At 67.3% G+C, this 21,417-nt stretch carries 19 protein-coding genes and 1 tRNA gene; 10 read left to right on the top strand and 10 right to left on the bottom strand.

The features are described from left to right. Positions 1–44: 44 nt before the first annotated feature. On the bottom strand, positions 45–1,493 hold the full coding sequence (locus RU01_RS02810) for a short-chain fatty acid transporter (protein ID WP_042572994.1): 1,449 nt from the start codon (positions 1,491–1,493) through the stop codon (positions 45–47). Positions 1,494–1,639: 146 nt separating this feature from the next. Between RU01_RS02810 and RU01_RS02805 the strand changes: the two genes are divergently transcribed. The 4 genes from RU01_RS02805 (at position 1,640) to RU01_RS02790 (ending at position 4,673) form a co-directional block, all read left to right on the top strand. After that, positions 1,640–1,984, top strand: a complete 345-nt coding sequence (locus RU01_RS02805; RefSeq protein WP_042572993.1) for an MmcQ/YjbR family DNA-binding protein — start codon at positions 1,640–1,642, stop codon at positions 1,982–1,984. Positions 1,985–2,053: 69 nt separating this feature from the next. Continuing rightward, a complete protein-coding gene (locus RU01_RS02800; protein WP_156148766.1) occupies positions 2,054–3,457 on the top strand; it encodes a ferredoxin reductase family protein in 1,404 nt (467 codons plus the stop codon). A gap of 23 nt (positions 3,458–3,480) precedes the next feature. After that, entirely contained in the window at positions 3,481–3,939 is a 459-nt protein-coding gene (locus RU01_RS02795; protein WP_042572992.1) for an FMN-binding protein, read from the top strand. Next, positions 3,936–4,673, top strand: coding sequence for an FAD:protein FMN transferase (locus RU01_RS02790; RefSeq protein ID WP_042572991.1), 738 nt, complete (start codon positions 3,936–3,938; stop codon positions 4,671–4,673). Before RU01_RS02795 ends, RU01_RS02790 begins: the two co-directional genes overlap by 4 nt. On the opposite strand, the gene RU01_RS02785 is transcribed toward RU01_RS02790, so the two are convergent. Genes RU01_RS02785 through RU01_RS02765 form a run of 5 tightly spaced genes read right to left on the bottom strand, consistent with a single transcriptional unit; the run spans position 4,654 to position 8,835 of the window. Further along, a complete protein-coding gene (locus RU01_RS02785) occupies positions 4,654–5,601 on the bottom strand; it encodes a Ppx/GppA phosphatase family protein (protein WP_042572990.1) in 948 nt (315 codons plus the stop codon). The genes RU01_RS02790 and RU01_RS02785 overlap by 20 nt on opposite strands. After that, positions 5,598–6,113 (bottom strand): DUF501 domain-containing protein, encoded by a 516-nt coding sequence (locus tag RU01_RS02780; protein WP_042572989.1) that lies wholly within the window; start codon positions 6,111–6,113, stop codon positions 5,598–5,600. Before RU01_RS02780 ends, RU01_RS02785 begins: the two co-directional genes overlap by 4 nt. A gap of 35 nt (positions 6,114–6,148) precedes the next feature. Further along, positions 6,149–6,730: an FtsB family cell division protein gene (locus RU01_RS02775; protein WP_042572988.1), complete on the bottom strand. Its 582-nt coding sequence runs from the start codon at positions 6,728–6,730 to the stop codon at positions 6,149–6,151. 8 nt (positions 6,731–6,738) lie between these two features. Further along, positions 6,739–8,034, bottom strand: coding sequence for a phosphopyruvate hydratase (gene eno, locus RU01_RS02770; protein WP_042572987.1), 1,296 nt, complete (start codon positions 8,032–8,034; stop codon positions 6,739–6,741). Positions 8,035–8,088: 54 nt separating this feature from the next. Then, positions 8,089–8,835: a lytic transglycosylase domain-containing protein gene (locus tag RU01_RS02765; protein ID WP_042572986.1), complete on the bottom strand. Its 747-nt coding sequence runs from the start codon at positions 8,833–8,835 to the stop codon at positions 8,089–8,091. A 208-nt stretch (positions 8,836–9,043) separates the two neighbouring features. Between RU01_RS02765 and efeU the strand changes: the two genes are divergently transcribed. The 3 genes from efeU to efeB are packed head-to-tail and all read left to right on the top strand — an operon-like array spanning position 9,044 to position 12,328. Beyond that, a complete protein-coding gene (gene efeU, locus RU01_RS02760) occupies positions 9,044–9,883 on the top strand; it encodes an iron uptake transporter permease EfeU (RefSeq protein WP_082042850.1) in 840 nt (279 codons plus the stop codon). 44 nt (positions 9,884–9,927) lie between these two features. Then, positions 9,928–11,067, top strand: coding sequence for an iron uptake system protein EfeO (gene efeO / locus RU01_RS02755; protein ID WP_042572984.1), 1,140 nt, complete (start codon positions 9,928–9,930; stop codon positions 11,065–11,067). Continuing rightward, entirely contained in the window at positions 11,048–12,328 is a 1,281-nt protein-coding gene (gene efeB, locus RU01_RS02750) for an iron uptake transporter deferrochelatase/peroxidase subunit (protein WP_042572983.1), read from the top strand. Before efeO ends, efeB begins: the two co-directional genes overlap by 20 nt. Before the next feature lie 10 nt (positions 12,329–12,338). Here efeB and RU01_RS02745 read toward each other — a convergent pair whose 3' ends face one another. The 4 genes from RU01_RS02745 to RU01_RS02730 form a co-directional block, all read right to left on the bottom strand. Further along, entirely contained in the window at positions 12,339–13,355 is a 1,017-nt protein-coding gene (locus tag RU01_RS02745) for a MazG family protein (protein ID WP_082042842.1), read from the bottom strand. A gap of 6 nt (positions 13,356–13,361) precedes the next feature. Then, positions 13,362–17,000, bottom strand: coding sequence for a transcription-repair coupling factor (gene mfd / locus RU01_RS02740; protein ID WP_042573053.1), 3,639 nt, complete (start codon positions 16,998–17,000; stop codon positions 13,362–13,364). Positions 17,001–17,182: 182 nt separating this feature from the next. Next, on the bottom strand, positions 17,183–17,827 hold the full coding sequence (locus RU01_RS02735) for a ScbR family autoregulator-binding transcription factor (protein ID WP_042572982.1): 645 nt from the start codon (positions 17,825–17,827) through the stop codon (positions 17,183–17,185). A gap of 162 nt (positions 17,828–17,989) precedes the next feature. Continuing rightward, entirely contained in the window at positions 17,990–18,580 is a 591-nt protein-coding gene (locus tag RU01_RS02730; RefSeq protein WP_042572981.1) for a TetR/AcrR family transcriptional regulator, read from the bottom strand. Between the two features lie 189 nt (positions 18,581–18,769). Here RU01_RS02730 and RU01_RS02725 point away from each other — a divergent pair. From RU01_RS02725 to RU01_RS02715, 3 genes are all read left to right on the top strand, one after another. Next, positions 18,770–18,840 (top strand) — tRNA-Gln (locus RU01_RS02725). A 73-nt stretch (positions 18,841–18,913) separates the two neighbouring features. Then, positions 18,914–20,392, top strand: coding sequence for a bifunctional UDP-N-acetylglucosamine diphosphorylase/glucosamine-1-phosphate N-acetyltransferase GlmU (gene glmU / locus RU01_RS02720; protein ID WP_042572980.1), 1,479 nt, complete (start codon positions 18,914–18,916; stop codon positions 20,390–20,392). 4 nt (positions 20,393–20,396) lie between these two features. After that, positions 20,397–21,380: a ribose-phosphate diphosphokinase gene (locus RU01_RS02715; RefSeq protein ID WP_082042840.1), complete on the top strand. Its 984-nt coding sequence runs from the start codon at positions 20,397–20,399 to the stop codon at positions 21,378–21,380. Positions 21,381–21,417 lie beyond the last annotated feature (37 nt).

Here is a 21,417-nt window from a genome sequence, read left to right as displayed (position 1 = left end):
CGGCCGACACGGGCCCGTGGCGCACCCACAACCGGGCGCGGCATCTAGGCCGGAATCACGGGCGCCTCGAAGGTGAACGTGGTCCCGAGCAACCAGACGAGCAGGAGCACCACCGGGAAGTGGAAGATGAACTGCAGGAACGTGAATCCGATCAAGTCACGCGCCCTCAGGCCGAGCACGGCGAGGAGCGGGAGCATGAAGAACGGGTTGATCAGATTGGGCAGCGCCTCGGCGACGTTGTAGATCTGCACGGTCCATCCGAGGTTCATCTGCACATCGGTCGCCGACTGCATCACGTACGGCGCTTCCACCAACCACTTGCCGCCGCCCGACGGGACGAACAATCCGAGGATGACGGTGTAGACGGCGATGACGACTGCGAAAGCGCCGCCTCCACCCACCTCGGTGAAGAACGTCGCGAGGTGCTCCGAGACGGTGAACCCGCCGCGCCCTTCGGATTTCGTCAGGATCGCGGCCATGGCGGCGTACAGCGGGAACTGCACCAGAATGCCCGCTGTCGCCGGCACGGCCTTTGCCACCGAGTCGAGGAAACGTCGGGGAGTGCCGTGCAGCACGAGCCCCAACATCAGGAACACCAGCAGATAACCGTTCAAGCTGCTGACGACCGACAACACGGGCTTGGACAGCAGCTGCGACACCAGCCAGCCCAGCGTCATCGCCCCCGCGAGGATCGGGAGGACACGGCTGTACTCCAACCATTCTCCCGGCCGCGTGCGAGTGGGCGGTTCGGCGATCGTGTCGTCGAGGTCGACCGACATGGCGTCGGCCGTCTTGATCGCGGGTCCTGTGGGCGCCGACAGGTGAGCGATGATCACCGTCAGCACGATGATGATCACGCACATCAGCAGCGACTGCCAGGTGAAGATCGTGGTCCCGAAGTCGAGCACACCGGTGATCTGCAGCAGCGCCGGTGGGAGCGAGCTCGCGGTGGCCTGCAACTGGGCGGCCGACGACGACATGCCCAGTGCCCAGACGGCTCCGAGTCCCATGAAGGCCGCGGCACCCAGAGCTCGGTAGTCGACGCGGAGGTCGGTGCGGCGTGCGATGGCGCGCGCCAGCAGTCCGCCGAACACCAACGACAGTCCCCAGTTGAGGAACGACACCGAGCACGACATCAGAGCGACGAAGCTGACTGCTGTTCGCGGACTGTTCGGCAGCGCTGCCAACCGGGTGATCAATCGGGCCACCGGCGGCGACGTGGCCACCACGTATCCGGTGAGAACCACCATCGCCATCTGTAGCGTGAACGCGGTCAGATCCCAGAACCCGTTGCCGAAAGCGTCGACGACGTTCTGTGGCGACGACCCGTTGGCGAACGCTGCCACTGCCACCACCAGCACGCCGACCAGAGCGAAGATGTAGGCGTCGGGAAACCATTTCTCGGTCGCACGGGCCAGGGCCTGCGCGGTGCGCGCCAGACCCTTCTCGGTGGGAGCCTTCTCGCTCGAGGATTCGGTGTCACGAACGGTCATCGATGGGTCTCCTGCTCGTCGACGAACACTGTGTCGGGGGGCACATGTCCGATACGACCCAACACCGTCGACCCGACGGAACACAAGGGACATCGCCGCAGGCGCGTTCTGCGGTAATGCAGGCCGCGCAGTGACAGAATTGCGCCATGTCGACCGAGAACGACGTCAGAGAGATAGCGCTGTCGCTGCGCGGGACTTCCGAGAAGCCGTCCTACGGCACACCGGGGTTCCGCGTGAAGGACGTCCTGTTCGCACGGTTGCACGAGATGCCGGACGTTCTTCTCGCCTGGCGGCCGAGCATCGACGATCGCGAGGACCTGATCCGGTCCGACCCCGACAAGTACTTCACCACCGACCACTATGCCGAGCACTCCTCGGTGCTCATACGCTTACCGGCCGTCGACAAGGACGAACTGCGGGAACTCCTCGAAGAAGCGTGGGAGGCCCGCGCACCTGCCACTGTGCGGAAGCTGGGTCCCCGCCCCGACTGATCGCCGCTCACAGCGAACACCCGGGTACGTCCCAGCCCCACTGCAGTCATGGCGCCGAAACTCAGGCCCATGAACACCTCCTTGTCGCCCGAACGGACCGCCGTGCGCCCCGCGCCATGCGGTCCGGTCGTCCATCGATGGTGGCGCGACGTGTCCGCGCTCGCCGGATGGTCCGTACTCCTGGTCGTCGTCTCGCTGTGGGTGTCGGACGGAGGCGTGCACGACCTGGCAGGGTCGTGGGACACCGCGCTGACATCCTCCGGCCGCCTCCTGGGACTGATCGCGTCCGCACTGATGCTTCTGCAGATCTTCCTGATGGCGAGGGTGCCCTGGGTGGAGAAGGCTTGGGGCCAGCAGAATCTGACTCGACTGCACGGTGTGGTCGGCTTCACCTCGTTCGCCGCGATGATGGGGCACATCGTCCTCGTCACGGCCGGGTACGCCGCCGCCGATCCCAGCCGGATCGTCCCCACCGCGGTCGATCTCGTCCTGAACTATCCCGGCATGGTGCTCGCCGTACTCGGAACCGCCGCGTTGATCATGGTCGTGGTCACCTCCATGCGCGTGGCACGGGGACGGCTGCGCTACGAGTCGTGGCACCTTCTCCATCTGTACGCCTATCTGGGTACCGGCCTCGCCCTCCCGCACCAGCTCTGGTCCGGCCAGTCCTTCCAGCAGTCGACGACGGCGACCGTGTTCTGGTGGGGTCTCTACATTCTTTGTGCCGGAACGGTTCTGGTGTACCGCATCGGCCTGCCGGCGTGGACGTCGCTCCGATCGCCGATACGGGTGATCGGCGTCCACCGTGAGAGCGAGTCGGTGGTCTCGGTGACAGTGGGTGGTCCCGGGGTGGCCAGGCTCGACGCGCACGGGGGCCAGTACTTCCAGTGGCGTTTCCTGGACGGCCCGGGATGCTCACGCGCACATCCGTATTCGCTGTCCGCGACACCGGACGGCACGACTCTCCGGTTCACCGCCGCGATCGTCGGAGACGGCTCGTCCCGACTCACGCAGCTGCGCCCCGGAACGAGGGTTCTCGTGGAGGGACCGTACGGGCACATCCACGCCGGCGCTCGCACGCAACCGAAGACTCTGCTCATCGGCGCCGGCATCGGCATCACTCCGATGCGCGCGCTGATCGAGGACCTCTCGACGTCGCCGGGTGACGTCATGGTGATCAACCGCGCCCGCACGCGTGCCGACGCCGTCCTGCACGACGAACTCGTCAACATCACGCATCGCCTCGGGGCCGGATACGCGGTGGTGGACGGGCACCGCATTCCGGGACGCGACAGCTGGCTCCCGGTTTATGCCGCTCGCTGGTCCGACACTCACGTCCTCGCCCGGCTGTGCCCCGACGTCGCGGACCGTGACGTCTTCGTCTGCGGCCCTCCCGAGTGGGCCGCAGCAGTACGTCGGGCCGCGTCGGCCCTCGGCACACCGCCGCGACAGATCCACACCGAAAACTTCTGACACTACGACTCTCGAGGGACATCATGCGCCGCATATCCTGGTGGTTCGCCAGCACGGTCACCGCCGTCGTTCTGGCATTCAGCTACCACACATCCACCGGAACGACGCCGATGACGGCTGTCGTCGCCACCGCCGCCGCACCCACGGATACCGCCGCGACCGAGACTGCGGTTCCCACGGCGATCGAGTCGAACACCACTGCCGCGCAGACTTTCACCGGCGAATCGGTCGACACTCGATGGGGTCCTGTCCAGGTTCGGATCACCGTCACGGACGGCTCCCTGAGTGACGCGACAGCCATCGTCTACCCCACCGCGAACGGTAAGGATCAGCAGATCAATGCCCGCGCACTTCCCGTCCTGGGCAGTGAGGCGGTCGCGGCGCAGAGCGCATCCATCGACATGGTCTCCGGCGCCACGGTCACCTCCGAGGGATATGTCCAGAGTCTGCAGTCCGCACTCGATCAAGCCCACCTCGCATGACCACCCGGGCATGGGTCGAGCAGATCATGGGCCTGCCGATCTCTCTGCACGTCCGGGCGGCCGACACCGATCGCGACGACATCGCCGACGCGGTTGCCGACGCGTTCACCGACCTACGCCGAGCCGATGCCGTGTTCTCGACGTGGCGCGCCGACAGTGACGTGATGCGCTGCCGTGCAGGGACTCTGACCCTTGCCGCTGCTGATCCGACCGTCCTCGAGGTCGAATCGCTGTGCCGCCGCGCCCTTCAGGAGACCGGCGGCATCTTCACGACCGATCTGGTCGGGCCCGACGGATCGCGAGGTTTCGACCCGACGGGCGTCGTCAAGGCGTGGGCCGTGTCGCGAGCGGTGCGTTCGCTCACCGGTCTCGACGGCCTCGCCTACGCGCTCAACGCCGGCGGAGACATCGCGTTCGGCACCGGACGGGACGGTCAGGACTTCGGACCCTGGCGTATCGGTATCCAGGATCCGACGGACCGCGGACGGATTGCCGACACCGTGTCGCTGACCGTGGGTGCCGTGGCGACATCGAGCTCGGCCGAACGCGGCGGGCACATCGTCGATCCGATCACCGACCAGCCTGTGAGGCAGGACTTCTCGACGACGGTGGTCGGACCGGACCTCGTCTGGGCCGACATCTGGGCAACCGCGACGTTCGTCGATCCCACCGCGCTGAACGGTCGCGACGAGTGGAGGGACTACGGCCTACTGATCACCCACGGGCGACACTGAGCGCGATTCCGTCGAGGATGTCGTGTTCGCTGACCACCAGAGTGTCGATTCCGGCTTCGGCTCCGATGCGCTCGGCCAGCGTCGCCGCGATGATCGATCCGCCGCCGATGACGTCCACTCTGCCGGGGTGCATGGGCCCCAGCGCGGACCGGTCCGCCCGGGTCATCCCGACCAGGCGGTCGCACACGTCACGAAGATCGGTGAACGGTATGCGCGAGAGATGGATGCGGTCCGGGTCGTACGCCGGTAGGTTCTGTGCCACGGCGGACAGCGTCGTCATCGTTCCGGCCACTCCGACCCAGGTCCGAGCGTCCCGGACCGGCACGGCGTCGAACGCGGGCTCGAGGCGTTCCTCCACGAAGGCCTGACCTGCACGGCGCTCCGCTTCGGTGGGCGGATCGGACTCGAGGCAACGCTCGGTGAGACGGACGCAGCCGATGTCGGCCGAGTAGGCAGCGCGAACACCGTCGGCGTCACCGAGGACCAGTTCGGTGGACCCACCCCCGAGATCGACGACGAGGAACGGGCCGTCGGCGGGATCGAGGTCGCCGACCGCACCCGCGAACGACAGTCGTGCTTCTTCGTCACCCGAGATGACCTCGGCGACTGCATCCTTCGCGACCGGAGCGAGAACTCGGCGCGTCATATCGAAGAAGACCTGCCTGTTGTCGGCATCGCGTGTCGCCGACGTCGCGACCATGCGAACCGCGTCGACACCGCCGAGCCTGTCTATGATGCCCACGTACTCGGCCAAAGCCTTCTCGGTCCGTTCGATCGCTTCCGGTGCGAACGACCCGGTGGCGTCGACACCTTGTCCGAGACGGACCACCGTCATTTCCCGAGCGAGATCGTGAAGTCCGGAGTCGTCGATCTCGGCCACCAACAACCTGATCGAGTTGGTTCCGCAGTCGATGGCGGCGACTCTCATGCCCGGAGCTCCTCGATGGTGGGCCAGTCGGACGGGAGCGCGGTTCCACGCAGTTTGCCCTCTGCGGCCAGCGCCACGGACTCGTCGCCGAGCGGGTTGGCTCCCGGGCCCTTGGCCAGGGAATGAGCCATCAGCACGTGCAGGCACTTCACACGGTCGGGCATGCCGCCACCGGTGAAATCGGTTCCGAGGGGCTCGATCTCGTCGCGCTCGGCGAGATACGCCACGTGCGCGCGCCGGTACGCGGCGGCCAGATCCTCGTCGACCCCGAGACGCTCGGTCATCTCGCGCATCACGCCCGCCGACTCCTGCCGGCTGGCCTCGGCGGTGAGGCGGGGATCCGTCAAGTAGAAGAGCGTGGGGAACGGGGTGCCGTCGGGAAGTTTCGGCGCGGTCTTGACCACGGCCGGACGGCCGTCGGGTGTGCGATAGGCGATCTCCAGCACACCGCGGGGCTCGCGACCCAGTTGGGCGGAGACGGCGTCCAGATCAGCGGGCGACACGTCGCTCATGGGTGACAGCCTTTTCGTCTTCGGAAGTGGGGGGGTCAGCGTGGAGTGGTCGCCGTGGACCACAGATCGCTGTACCACGGGCCCGGAGGCGCCGGCGGCGGATCGTTCTCGATGTCCGAACGTGCACGCGCACCGGGCAATTGGACCTGGTAGGGGGTTTCGCCGGGCATGACGTAGCCGAGGCGCTCGCGCGCCTGGGCCGTGATGTAGGCGGGATCGTCCGTCTGAGCCTTGCGGATCTGCAGGTCGCGCACCCGCTCCTCGAGCACCTGCCGCTCGTCGGCGACAGCGACCGCGTCTCCGCGCTGAGAGATATATGTGCGCAACGGAACTGCGAGGGTCAGCGCGAGCGCGCAGATCACCACGGCCAACGCGACGGCTTTGCCCGTCGACAGGCCCAGGAACGTGCGGTCCTTCTTCTCACCACGACCACGGCGGGGCCGGCGCCCGACAAGCGCTGCGCCCTCGGTGACGACGTCGTTGACCACGCCCGAGACGGTCCGGGGCGTCGATGCCCCGGACCCGTCCCGGCGAGTGGATCGACCGGGACGCGCATCTCGGCGCGGCGAACGGCCACCCGGCCGCGCCGCGCTACGGCGACTGTCCCGATCACTCATGGTGCTGCTCAGCTGTCCTTCGACGTGAAGTCGAGTCGCGGGAACGCCAGTTCGCCCGAGTACCGAGCGGCATCGCCGAGCGCTTCCTCGATGCGGAGCAACTGGTTGTACTTCGCGACGCGCTCGCTTCGTGCGGGGGCACCGGTCTTGATCTGTCCGCTGCCCACGGCCACGGCCAGGTCGGCGATGGTGGTGTCCTCGGTCTCGCCGCTGCGGTGGCTCATCATGGTGCGGTAGCCACTGCGGTGCGCGAGGTCGACGGCGTCGAGAGTCTCGGTGAGCGTGCCGATCTGGTTCACCTTCACCAGCAGAGCGTTGGCCGCACCCTTGACGATGCCTTCTTCCAGACGCTCGGGGTTGGTGACGAAGAGGTCGTCGCCGACGATCTGGACGCGGTCACCGATGCTGTCGGTGAGGGCGACCCAGCCGTCCCAGTCGTTCTCGTCCAGCGGATCCTCGATGGAGACCAGCGGGTACTGGTCCAGGAGTTCCGCGTAGAACGCCGACATCTCCTCCGACGAGCGGTTGCTGCCTTCGAACGCGTATCCCGTTCCGGCGGTGTAGAACTCGGTGGCGGCGACGTCGAGCGCCAGCGCGATGTCGGAGCCGAGCGTCAGACCGGTCTTGCCGACGGCCTCGGAGATGAGGTCCAGGGCGGCCTTGGTGCCGGCGAGGTCCGGCGCGAAACCGCCCTCGTCGCCCAGGCCGGTGGACAGGCCCTTCTCCTTGAGAACCGACTTCAGCGAGTGGTACACCTCGGCGCCCCAGCGGAGCGCTTCCTTGAAGGTCGGTGCACCGATAGGGGCGATCATGAATTCCTGCACGTCGACGCCACTGTCGGCGTGCGCGCCACCGTTGATGATGTTCATCATCGGCACGGGGAGGATGTGCGCGTTCGGGCCACCGAGGTAGCGGAACAGCTCGAGGCCGGCGGACTCCGCAGCAGCCTTGGCGACGGCGAGCGAGACGCCGAGGAGCGCATTCGCGCCGAGGCGTGACTTGTCGGCCGTGCCGTCGAGGTCCAGCAGAGCCTGGTCGACGGTGCGCTGCTCGATGGCGTCGAGGCCGATGACGGCCGGCGCGATCTCGTCGAGCACGGCGTTGACGGCCTTCTCGACGCCCTTGCCCTGGTACCGGTCTCCGCCGTCGCGAAGCTCGACGGCCTCGTGCTCACCGGTCGAGGCACCGGACGGAACGGCTGCGCGCGTGAGCGTGCCGTCGTCGAGTGCGACCTCGACCTCGACCGTGGGGTTGCCACGTGAGTCGAGGATCTCGCGAGCTCCGACCTGTTCGATGATGGCCACGAATGAACTCCTAATCAGGCATGTGGATGGTGCAGGCACTGCTCGCCCCACAGACTAGCCGGAGGGACGTGTACCGACGGAGTAGGCGGCGGCCGCGTCGCGCACATCCCTGGAGTAGACGCCCGACTGGTTGTACGCGAGGAGCGCCCGTTGCCACCCCTCGGGAGTGGTGAGGTCGCCGCCCCGCGCGCAGAGGTAGCGGCCCGCGGTGAGGGCTGCATCGTCGAGGTTGTCCGGGTCTGCCCGGCCGTCACCGTTGGCGTCGACGCCCCACTTGCGCCACGTCTCGGGAATGAACTGCATGGGCCCCATCGCCCGGTCGAACGTCGTGTCGCCGTCGAGTTCCCCGCCGTCCGTGTCGGCGATCTCGGCGTTGCCGGCAGTGCCGTTCAACGGCACGCCGCGGATGGGAGGCGCCGACGTCCCGTCCACGCCGACGGACGATCCGGCGAAGGTTCCGTGCCGACTCTCGATGTAGCCGATCCCCGCCAGGGTCGTCCAGGCCAGCCCGCACCCGGGCGCCGACCGTGCCATCACCGCGGCCGCGTGTCCGTAGGACTCGAGTGCGGTCGATCCGATGCCGAGCGGATCGGCGAGTGGGGCGGCCCAGTCCACCAACAGATCGGCCGATCTACCGGGGGCGTCGACGTCGATGGGAGGTAGTGGGGCACCGGCACCGGGTGGCACTCCCTCGGGTATCTCGATCCGAGGCCGGTCGATCTCGCTGCACCCGGTCAGGACCACGGCGGCGATGAGGGAGACAGCCGCGCCGCGTCGACGCCCGAGGCGTGGTGGATGCATGACTCCATCATCCCGACAGAAAGTAATAAACAGTTAAAGAGAAACTAAAGTCCTGATCGAGCGCTGTTTTCCGGCCTTCTGCCCGTGTATGTTCAGCATCGAGTGAGGGTCGCCTTGCCTAAGACCTGTCGCTACTACGTCCTTCCCAGGAGAACCTGCCGTGTCCACACTCCTCGTCGCAGCGTCCGCGCCCTCCGTGGCCACGCAGATGGTCGGCAGCGGTCTGATCGGACTCCGCGAGGGACTGGAAACAGGCATCGTCGTCATGATCCTGGTCGCCTTCCTGGTCAAATCCGATCGTCGGGACGCGCTCCGATGGGTGTGGGTCGGCGTCGGATCGGCAGTCGCGATGGTCGCTGCGGTATTCGCCGTCATCCACCTCGGCACGTCCACTGTCACCGGCCTGACCGCAGAAATCATCGCCGGGGCGGCATCGCTCGTGGCCGTCGCCATCGTCACCGGCATGGTGCTGTGGATGCGGACCGCCGCGGCGTCGATCTCGGGCAACCTCAAGGCCGGCATGGCCCGCGCGCTCGATGTCGGACCCGTCGCCGTGACGTCCCTGGCGTTCTTGGCCGTCGGCCGAGAAGGAATCGAAACTGCCCTCCTGATGGTCGGGTATGCCGAGAACACCAACGGAAGTTCATGGCCGCTGCTGGGGTTGCTGGCCGGAATCGCGACCGCTGCGGTCCTCACGGTGCTGCTCTACCTCGGCACGATCCGCATCGACTTCGCCAAGTTCTTCCGCTACACCGGCATCTTCCTCGTGTTCGTCGCGGCAGGGATCCTCGCCTACGGCGTGCGGGCACTGCAGATCGGCGGCGTCCTCCCCGGTGGCAGCGCCACCGCCTTCGACATCAGCGCCACCTGGGATGCCGGCAGCTGGTACGGCACCGTCGTCGCCGGAATCTTCAACTTCCGCCCCGAGCCGACCGTTCTCCAGGTCGCTGCCTGGGTGGTCTACCTCGCGGTCGTCCTTCCGGTGTTCCTCCGGCCTGCCGTCCGGCCGACAGCTGCCATTCCCCAGCCGCAACCCGCGGCCTCCTGACCCTCTCTGCATCCCGACCCCATTCTCGAAAGGGCCTTTTCTCCATGCGCACCACGACCCGACTTCTGTTCAGCGCGGCCGCGCTGCCCCTGGCACTGACGGCCTGCACCGAGAAGGAAACGCCGGTGGCAGCCGACGGCGGAGACATCATCGTCGACGCGAACGACAGCTCGTGCGACGTGGGCGCGACCAGTGCGCAGACCGGCAGCTCCACCTTCCAGGTGACCAACAACGGCTCCAAGGTCACCGAGTTCTACGTCTACGGTGACGGTGATCGCGTCATGGGCGAGATCGAGAACATCGGCCCCGGTGTCTCCCGCCAGTTGATCGTCGCCCTCCCCGAACCCGCCACCTACCAGACGGCGTGCAAGCCGGGAATGGTCGGCGACGGCATCCGCGGCGACTTCGTCGTCACCGGAGACGCTGTCAGCACCGACGCGGACGGCACGCTCGCCGAGGCGGCGGACGGGTACAAGCGTTACGTCGTCAGCCAGGTCACGGCACTGCAGGAGACCACCGCGACCTTCGTCGACGCCGTGAAGTCGGGAGACATCGAGAGCGCCAAGGCGCAGTTCCCGATCGTGCGGACCTACTACGAGCGCATCGAGCCGGTCGCCGAAAGCTTCCCCGACGACCTCGACCCCCGCATCGACCTGCGTGAGCCCGATGTCGAGCCGGGTACGGAGTGGACCGGCTTCCACCGCCTGGAGAAGGACCTGTGGGCGCAGGGTGTGCAGCCCGACACCGGTGCCGTCGCGGACCAGCTGAAGGCCGATGTCGACGAACTCGTCGCCGGTGTCCAGTCCCCCGACTTCGTCGTCGACCCGATCACCGTCGCCGGCGGGGCACAGGGCCTGCTCGACGAGGTCGCGCAGACCAAGATCACCGGCGAGGAAGACTTCTTCTCCCACACCGATCTCTACGACTTCCAGGCCAACGTCGACGGATCGCAGGCTGCCGTCGCAGCGCTGGCGCCGGTGTTGTCCGAGCGCGACCCCGAACTCGCCGCCACCATCGACCAGCGCTTCGCCGATCTCGACACCGAGCTGGCGAAGTTCCGTCAGGGCGACGGCTTCGTCTCCTACGACACGGTCACCGAACCGCAGCGCCAGGAATTGTCGAAGAAGATCGACGCGCTCTCCGCGTCGGTGAGTCAGGTGCAGGGTGTCGTCGCAGGCGCCTGAGCGCGAGTCCGACACGGACGCCGTCGCCACACCACCTCGGAAACTCTCCCGCCGAGCCCTCTTCGGCGGCGTAGGAGCGGGCGCACTCGCCGTCGGCGCAGGTGCGGTGATCGGCCGGACGACGGCTCCCGAGCAGCCCGTCGCGGCTCCGGCGGACGCCGTCGTACCGTTCCGGGGCGCGCACCAGGCAGGCGTCGTCACGCCCGCGCAGGACCGCATGCACTTCGTGACCTTCGACGTCACCACCACCTCTCGCGAGGACGTCGTCGCGATGCTCACCGCCTGGACGGCGATGGCGGAGCGGCTCACCGTCGGCGCCGAGTCGGTCCCCGGCGGCGTGGTCGGCGGCGGACAGTACGAGCCACCCGGCGACACCGGCGAGGCATACGGCCTGTTGCCGTCGAACCTCACGCTGACCGTCGGCTTCGGTCCCTCGTTCTTCGACAAGTTCGGCCTCGCCGACCGCAAGCCTGATGCGCTGCAGGAACTTCCGCGTTTCCCCGGCGACGACCTCGATCCCGCACGCAGCGGCGGCGACATCGCCGTCCAGGCCTGCGCCGACGACCCCCAGGTCGCCGTCCACGCCATCCGCAATCTGGCGCGCATCGCGTTCGGCACTGCGTCCGTACGCTGGTCGCAACTGGGATTCGGCCGCACGGCATCGACGTCGACGACACAGGCGACTCCTCGCAATCTGTTCGGTTTCAAGGACGGAACGAACAACCTCAAGGCCGAGGAGACCGCGGCCGTCGACGAGCACGTCTGGGTGGGCGAGGACGCCGGCACCGACTGGATGGTCGGTGGCACCTACCTGGTAGCGCGTCGTATCCGCATGAAGATCGAGCCGTGGGACCGCGCCGTACTGGGTGAGCAGGAACGCGTCATCGGCCGATCCAAGGCCACCGGCGCTCCCCTCAGCGGTGGCACCGAGTTCGACACCGTCGACCTCGGCTCGTCGACGATCGCCAAGGATGCACACGTGCGTCTCGCGTCGTCGGAATCGCTGGGCGGAATCAAGATCCTGCGCCGCGGCTACAACTTCACCGACGGGTCCGACGGCTTCGGCCATCTCGACGCGGGTTTGTTCTTCATCGCCTTCTGCAGCGATCCGCAGACGCAGTTCGTTCCGATGCAGGCTGCACTGGCACGTCGGGATGCGTTGAACGAGTACATCTCCCACGTCGGATCGGCCGTGTTCGCCTGCCCTCCCGGCGTGCCCGACGGTAGCGACGGGTACTGGGGCTCGACGCTCTTCGCGTGAGCGAACAGCGCTACCGCGTGGCGGCACTCCCCTGCGCCGGCGGGCGATGGTGCGACGCCGCGATCCGAGCGTCGTCCGTTCCGGTGGCGGCGAGCGGACGGCCGAACATGTCCGTGCCCGGCCAGTACTTCGACCACGCCCTCGCATCCATCTCGGCGGACCGGACGCCGTCCATCGCCGCGCCACGTTCGGCGGCACGGACGTCGGCGACGAACTCGTTGACGGTGCGCCGCAGGGTGTCCTCGGCGCTGGCACCACCGTGCTCGTCCGTGATGTCGATGCGCACCTCGAGCATGTGGTCCGGAACGAAATCTTTGGGCAGTCCGGCCCGGACAGCACGCGTGACCACCTGCTGAGCCAACGCCAACGACGGTTGAGCCATGGCGATGCCGTCGAGGCACGACGCCCGGGCCTTCTCGGCTGCCTTGCGCTCTTCCCACGCCTTCTCCTGCGCCACGATGTCCACGGGCGCTCCGGACGTGTCGTCGAGGTGCGGACTGCGATGGGTCAGTTTGGTCACCAGCGTCGATGCGACGTCGTCGATGTCGAACGCGTCGTCCCCGCCGTCACGAGCGATGCGTGAGTGGAACAGCACCTGCAGCAGCAGGTCGCCCAGCTCCTCCCGGATGGCGTCGGAATCACCGGACTCGATGGCGTCGAGAAGTTCGTAGGTCTCCTCGAGGAGGTAGGTCCGGAGAGTCTCGTGAGTCTGCTGCGCCTCCCACCCGCCGAGGGACCGCAACTTGTCGATGATGAAGACGGCCTCGGCGAGATTGCCGCCCTTGGGAACGGGGACCTCGATGACGTCCTCACCGCGGGTGATGCGTTCCTGCACGTCCGGGTTGTCCCGGCTGGTGCTGATGAGCACCTCGGGCTGGTCCTGGTCTCCGGCGGACGTGAAGCCCGTCAGACGCCAGCGGATGGACACCGGAACTTCCTCGGTGAACCCCACGGGCTTGTCCAGCAGCGATACCGCTGCGACCGGCACCATGGTCGGACGGAGGGGATCCAGAAGCAGCACTGTCATCTGCGTTCACACCCCGATCGGTTGCTCGACTCGTACGGAGCCCGCGGGCTGCCCGTCCATCGCGAGCAGCACGTCGGCGACGAACTGGAGCAGTTCCTCGTCGCGAACGCGGGCCGAACCGACTCCACCACCGGCAACGCGCGGAATCGGGATCTGCACCGTGCCGGTGGTCGCCCGATATTGCGCGCTGGGATAGAGCCGCTTCAACCGTATCTGCTTGGAGTCGGGTAGGTCCATCGGCGCCAACTTCACCATCGTCCCGGCCATCTGCACGTCGACGATGCCGTAGGAGCGGCACAGGATCCGCAGCACTGCGACCGCGACCAGTCGGACCACCTCGGCCGGCACCGGTCCGTAGCGGTCCGTGAGCTCGTCGATGACGGCGCCGATCTCGGCGTCGTTCTGGGCGGCCGCCAGCTTGCGGTACGCCTCGAGTCGCAGACGGTCGCTGGTGACGTAGTCGGGCGGGATGTGCGCGTCAACCGGAAGATCGATGCGCACCTCCTTCGGCGCCTCGTCGGTCGTGACCGGTCGGCCGTCGGCCACGGCGCGATACGCCTCGACAGCCTCGCCGACCAGCCGCACGTACAGGTCGAAGCCGACTCCCGCGACGTGACCCGACTGTTCGGCGCCCAGCACGTTGCCGGCACCGCGGATCTCGAGGTCCTTCATCGCCACGGCCATACCGGCGCCGAGGTCCGAGTTCTGCGAGATGGTCGCGAGCCTGTCGTACGCGGTCTCGGTCAGCGGCTTCTCGGGCGGATACAGGAAGTAGGCGTACCCGCGGTCGCGACTACGTCCCACTCGGCCGCGCAACTGGTGCAGCTGCGAGAGCCCCAACGAGTCGGCGCGCTCGACGATCAGCGTGTTCGCGTTGGAGATGTCCAGGCCGGTCTCGATGATCGTGGTGCAGACCAGGATGTCGAACTCGCGCTCCCAGAATCCCTGCACCGTCTTCTCGAGTGCGTCCTCGTTCATCTGTCCGTGTGCGACGACGACCCTGGCCTCGGGAACGAGCCGCCGGATGTTCGCGGCCGCCTTGTCGATGCTGCTGACCCGGTTGTGGACGTAGAACACCTGACCGTCGCGCAGGAGTTCACGACGGATCGCGGCGGCCACCTGCTTCTCCTGGTAACCACCGACGTAGGTGAGCACCGGATGGCGTTCCTCCGGAGGAGTGAGGATGGTCGACATCTCGCGGATGCCCGCCATGCTCATCTCGAGTGTGCGGGGGATGGGGGTGGCCGACATGGTCAACACGTCGACGTGCGTCCGCAGCGCCTTGATGTGTTCCTTGTGCTCGACGCCGAACCGCTGCTCCTCGTCGACGATGACCAGCCCGAGGTCCTTCCACTGCACTCCGGTCTGCAACAACCGGTGCGTGCCGACGACGATGTCCACGGTGCCGTCGGCGAGGCCGGCCAGCGTCTCCTTGGACTCGGCGGCATCGGAGAAGCGGGAGAGGCCTTTCACGGTGACCGGGAAGTTGGCCATGCGCTCGTGGAACGTCTGCAGGTGTTGCTGCGCCAACAACGTGGTGGGCACCAGGACGGCGACCTGCTTGCCGTCCTGCACTGCCTTGAACGCGGCGCGCACACCGATCTCCGTCTTGCCGTAGCCGACGTCGCCGATGACGACGCGGTCCATCGGGACGGCCTTCTCCATGTCGGCCTTCACCTCGGCGATGACCGTCATCTGATCGACCGTCTCGGTGAACGCGAACGCGTCCTCCATCTCCTTCTGCCACGGAGTGTCCGGACCGTACGCGTGACCCGGCGCGGCCTGACGGGCAGCGTAGAGCTGCACCAGCTCACCCGCGATCTCGCGAACTGCCTTGCGCGCCTTGCGCTTGGTATTGGTCCAGTCCGAGCCGCCCAGCTTGCTCAGACTCGGCATCTCCCCGCCGACGTAGCGGGACAACTGGTCGAGCGACTCCATCGGCACGAACAGCCGGTCACCCGGATGACCCCGCTTGCTGGGTGCGTATTCGACGACCAGGTACTCGCGGCGTGCACCCCCGATGACGCGCTCGACCATCTCGACGAACCTGCCGATGCCGTGCTGGTCGTGCACCACCATGTCCCCCGACGTCAACGCCAGCGGGTCGACCTGGTTACGACGCTTGGCCGGGAGTCGTTTGCCGTCACCGGCGGCGGCGACCCGGTTGCCGGTGAGATCCGCCTCGGTGACCACGACCAGAGCGGCGTCGCGAAGAACGAGGCCGGAGTGCAGAGACCCGCAGAGAACGCCGACGACGTCGGGTCCCGGCTGCGCTCCTGCGTCGAGGTGCACCGCGGGAACGCCGGCTTCCTTCAGACGCTCGACGGTGCGCTGCGCGGTTCCTGCCCCGGCGACGACGACGGCGACGCGTCCACCCGCGGCCATGTGCGCGGTGAACATCTGGAAGAGAGTCGCAAGCACTTCCTCCGACCCTCGGACGTCCGGTGCGGCGTCCACGTCGAGGACGATCTCCTCGTCGCTGCCCGACGCCATCGGGCCGACGGTCCACCACGGACGACCGGCGGCGTCGGCGGTCTCGCGGACCTGGCGGAGCGAGCGGTACGCCGACGCGCTGAGGTCGAGCAGGTCGGACGTCGCCTCGGTGCCGTCGGCATCGAGGTTGCTGGTGTCGAGGGTGCTGGTGTCGAGGGGTGCGTGGGCGCCGATGCTGGCGGCCGTCCACGACGCCTCGAGGAACTCCTTGCCGGTGCGCACCAGGTCGGTGGCGCGAGTGCGGACCTTTTCCGGATCGCACACCAGGACGTGGGCGCCCGGGGGCAGGGCGTCGGTGAGAAGTTCGAGTCCACCGGCTTTCAGGACCGGAAGCAGTGCTTCCATGCCCTCGACGGGGACGCCGGCAGAAATCTTCTCGAGCATCTCCACCAGCGCGGCGTCGCTCGTGTTGTCGGCGGCCAGACGAGCGGCGCGCTCACGGACGGCCTCGTCCAGGATCATCTCCCGACACGGCGGGGCGATGACCGAATCGACCTCGACGTCGGGAATGGACCGCTGGTCGGCGACCGCGAAGGCGCGGACGTCCGTGACCTCGTCGCCCCAGAATTCGATGCGGACCGGGTAGTCCGCCGTCGGGGAGAACAGGTCGAGGATGCCGCCGCGCACCGCGAACTCACCGCGCTTGCCCACCATGTCGACGCGCGTGTACGCCAGTTCGACCAGGCGCTTCTGCAGATCCTCGAAGTCGATCTCGACGCCCACACGCAGCCCGATGGGCTCGATCTCCCCCAGTCCCTTCGCCATGGGCTGCAGGACCGAGCGAACCGTGGTGACGATGATCTTCAGAGGGACGCCGTAGTCGGCGTCGTCGGGACGGGCGAGCCTGCGCAGCACCTCGATGCGACGTCCGACGGTGTCGGCGCCCGGCGACAGCCTCTCGTGCGGCAGCGTCTCCCACGACGGGAACTGCGCGACCGCACCGCCCACCATCTCGGTGAGCTCTGCAGTCAGGTCGTCCGCTTCGCGACCGGTGGCGGTGACGAGCAGGACGGGCGTCGTCTGCGCCATCGCCGCCGCGATGAAGGCTCGGGCGGGTGTGGGTGCGACGAGGGTGGCCGTCGGCCTCCCCGACATCTCGACGATCCGGGTCAGAGACGAGTCACGCAGCGCGCACTCGAGGAGGCCCGACATACTGCCACCGGCCAACGTAGCGGCGGAATCATGAACGGACGGCGAGGACACCAGCAGAACTCCTGACGAGAAGACGACGTGATCGAGCCGAGGTGCGGACACCCCTCGAGGGCGGCAACCCGACGGCGACGATTCACTCCCGATTCTAGGAGGTGCGGCCGACAACTCCGACCGGCGAGGTGTCAGGCGCCGTAGCGGAGGACGCGGCGCGCGGCGAACTCGCGGAAGTAATCGAGCTTGCGTGCGGGAACCAGCGACGGGAGCAGGTAGTGCCAGAGCCGCTCCATACGGGACGACAGCTCCTTGGTGCTGTCGGTGGCCACGGCAACCATGTGCGCGCCGACGATGACCTCGAGGAACAGCATTCCCGTGGTCACGGGGTCGAGGTCGGGTTCGAGGTCACCTTCGTCGATCGCGCGGCGAGCCAGACCGGTGTGGTACTCCGACCACCCCTCCATGACGTTCTCACCGGTGCCGCGGTAGTCGCCGATCTGGTGCTTGAGCCGGAACATGGCCGACACCATCGGATCGGTGACCGCGAGGTCGACCGTGATGTACGAGACGCCGATCTCCGCTTCGAGAGCGGGAATGCGGCCGTCGTCGAGAGCACGGCACGCGACGGTGAGGCGCTTGACACCCTCGTCGATGACGGCGCGGGCCAGCTCTTCCTTCGACCCGAAGTGGAAGTAGAGCGCGCCCTTGGTGACCTGCGACTGCGAAATGATCTCGCTGAGGCTGGCATTGGCGTATCCGAGACGCAGAAAGACATGGGCTGCCCCCGCGAGCACCGTGTCGCGTGTGATCTCGGCGCGTGCCTGTCTAACCATGCGTTCCGCCTCGAAAGTTTGGGGCAATGAATCCGTGAACAACGCGAGAACGGTACCACTGGACCACTACGGCCCACGGGCACTCGTCCAGGAGTCCGAGTGTCGTGTCGTCACGACCACGACGTCGGTCCATCGTCGCTACCACCGATGATACCCGCGCTTTCAGCTCCCCAAGCGGGGATCGGGCTCCAGATTCGTCAGCCCGTTCCAGCACAGGTTCACGATATGAGCGGCCACGACCTCCTTCGACGGCGACCGTTCGTCCAGCCACCATTGAGCCGTCATGGAGACCATTCCGACCAATGCCTGGGCATACAGCTGGGCATTGGCGGGATCGATGTCGCGTCGGGAGAAATCGCCGGCGAGGATGTGACCGACCTGCCCGACCGCATCGTTGAGGAGGCTCGAGTACGTCCCCTCCGCCGCCGCCACCGGGGAGTCGCGGACCAGGATCCGGAATCCGTCGCTGCGTTCCTCCACGTACGTGAGCAGAGCCAACGCCACCCTCTCGACACGGATGCGGGACCTGTTCTCGGTGAGCGAGGAGGTGATCATCGACAACAGAGTCGACATCTCTCGATCCACCACGACCGCGTACAGGCCTTCCTTACCGCCGAAGTGCTCGTAGACGACGGGCTTGGACACCTGCGCGCGCTGGGCGATCTCCTCGATGGACGTCGCCTCGTAGCCGCGCTCGGCGAACAGGGCCCGACCGATCTCGATCAGCTGTGCTCTGCGCTGAGTACCGGTCATGCGAACCCTCGGTGCGCGTTCCGGTGGGACCGTGCTGTCCCGTGGCTCGCTGCGCTCGGTATCGCGGGGCGCATCAGGCGTCGACGTCATGTCTGCAAGAGTTTCACGACCGCCCCGGATTCGTTTTACGCAGTGGGGGCTCTCGTGCGAGGATCGACGCGCTCGGCGCACGATCGGCCGGGGCAACCATCCGCCGTGGTGTAATGGCAGCACCTCTGATTTTGGTTCAGATAGTTCAGGTTCGAATCCTGGCGGCGGAGCCGAAGCTCGCTGGTCACGGGTGGTGCCGAACGGAACGTTCGGTCCGTCCACCGAAGTCGCTCGAGGAGATTCATGACGTCGAAGGTCGCTGTTGTCGTGCTCGCCGCGGGGGCGGGTAGTCGAATGCGATCGGCGACACCCAAGGTGCTCCACGAGCTGGGTGGGCGGTCCATGCTGGCGCACGCCCTGCACGCGGCGGACGGTCTGGATCCCGATCATCTGGTGACGGTCGTCGGCCACGATCGCGAGAAGGTGGCGGCAGCGGTCGGACACCTCGCGGAGACTCTGGGCCGCACCATCGACATCGCAGTCCAGGACGAGCAGCACGGCACCGGACACGCAGTCCAGTGCGGTCTCGCGTCCCTCCCGGACGACTTCGACGGCACCGTCGTCGTCACCGCCGGCGACGTCCCCCTGCTGGACGCCCACACCCTGCAGGCCCTGCTGCACGATCACCTGTCCTCCCCCGACACCGTCGCCGTGTCGGTGTTGACGTCGGTCCCCGAGGACTCCACAGGGTACGGACGCATCGTCCGCGACTCCTCGGGCCGGGTCCAGGAAATCGTCGAGCACGCCGACGCCACCCCCGAGCAACTGACCATCACCGAAGTGAACTCCGGTGTCTACGCCTTCGACGCGGCGTCGTTGCGCGTGGCGCTCGACTCGCTCGGCACGAACAACGCCCAGCACGAGCTGTACCTGACCGACGTCCTGAAGATCTCCCGCAGCCGTGGACTTCCCGTGTTCAGTACCCAGCTCACCGACGCGGCCCTGGTCCGCGGGGTCAACGACCGGGTGCAGCTCTCCGAGGTCACGCGCATCCTCAACGACCACGTGCTCGCCCGTCACATGCGGGCCGGTGTCACCGTCGTCGATCCGGCAACGACGTGGGTCGACGTCGAGGTCACCATCGGACGCGACGCCGTCCTGAAGCCGGGAACCCAGCTGCACGGCCGCACCGCCATCGGAGAACACGCCGTCATCGGACCCGACACCACGCTCACCGACGTCTCCGTGGGGTCCGGCGCCTCGGTGGTGCGCACTCACGGTTCCGAGTCGATCATCGGCGCGGACGCGACCGTCGGCCCGTTCACCTACCTGCGTCCCGGTACCGAACTGGGAGTCGAGGGCAAGCTCGGCGCGTTCGTCGAGACCAAGAACGCCACGATCGGCGCCCACTCCAAGGTGCCCCATCTGACCTACGTCGGCGATGCCACCATCGGCGAGCACTCCAACATCGGGGCGTCGAGCGTCTTCGTCAACTACGACGGCGTCGGCAAGAGCCGCACCGAGATCGGTTCGCACGTGCGCACCGGCTCCGACACCATGTTCATCGCGCCGGTCCGCGTGGGCGACGGGGCCTACACGGGTGCCGGAACCGTCCTACGTCATGATGTACCGGCGGGCGCGCTGGCCGTATCCGGTGGTCCACAACGGATCATCGAGGGCTGGGTGCAGAAGAAACGTCCGGGAACGCCGGCGGCCGATGCCGCCGAACGTGCCCGCTCGACCGAGCACGACACGAGTACCAACATTGAGGACGGCGAGTAGAGCAGTGACCACAGCCAACTGGATCGACAACCAGAAGAACTTGATGCTCTTCTCCGGTCGCGCTCATCCCGAGCTGGCCGCGCAGGTAGCCGAGGAACTGGGAATCGAGGTCACCCCTCAGACGGCCCGCGACTTCGCGAACGGCGAGATCTTCGTCCGCTTCGAGGAGTCCGTCCGCGGTTCCGACGCGTTCGTGCTCCAGAGCCATCCGTTCCCGCTGAACACATGGCTCATGGAACAGCTCATCATGATCGACGCGCTCAAGCGCGGATCGGCCAAGCGCATCACCGCGATTCTGCCGTTCTACCCCTACGCCCGCCAGGACAAGAAGCACCGCGGCCGCGAGCCCATCTCCGCACGCCTGGTCGCCGACCTGCTCAAGACGGCCGGCGCCGACCGCATCATCACGGTCGATCTGCACACCGATCAGATCCAGGGCTTCTTCGACGGCCCGGTCGACCACATGCATGCGCACAGTCAGCTCGCCGACCACATCCGCGAGGGCTACAACCTCGAGCACATCACCGTGGTCTCCCCCGACTCCGGCCGTGTGCGCGTCGCGGAGAAGTGGGCCGACTCGCTCGGCGGGGCACCGCTGGCGTTCATCCACAAGACGCGAGACCCGTTGGTGCCCAACCAGGTCAAGTCGAACCGCGTGGTCGGTGACGTCGAGGGACGCACCTGCATCCTGATCGACGACATGATCGACACCGGCGGCACCATCGCCGGCGCGGTGAAGGTGCTCAAGGAAGCCGGCGCGGGCGATGTCGTCATCGCCGCCACGCACGGCGTGCTGAGCCACCCGGCCGCGGAGCGCCTCGCCTCGTGCGGCGCCAAGGAGGTCGTCGTGACCAACACGCTGCCCATCAGCGACGACAAGCTGTTCCCGTCGCTGACAGTGCTCTCCATCGCACCTCTGCTCGGCAAGACGATCCGCGAGGTCTTCGAGAACGGTTCCGTGACTTCCCTGTTCAACGGCAACGCATAGGACGGCTCGGGCCGAGACGGAAACTCCGTCTCGGCCC

Source organism: Rhodococcus sp. MEB064 (genome assembly GCF_000834565.1).
Lineage (GTDB): Bacteria > Actinomycetota > Actinomycetes > Mycobacteriales > Mycobacteriaceae > Rhodococcoides.
Note: the sequence above shows the minus strand (reverse complement) of the source record. Positions and strands in the feature narration are given on the sequence as shown.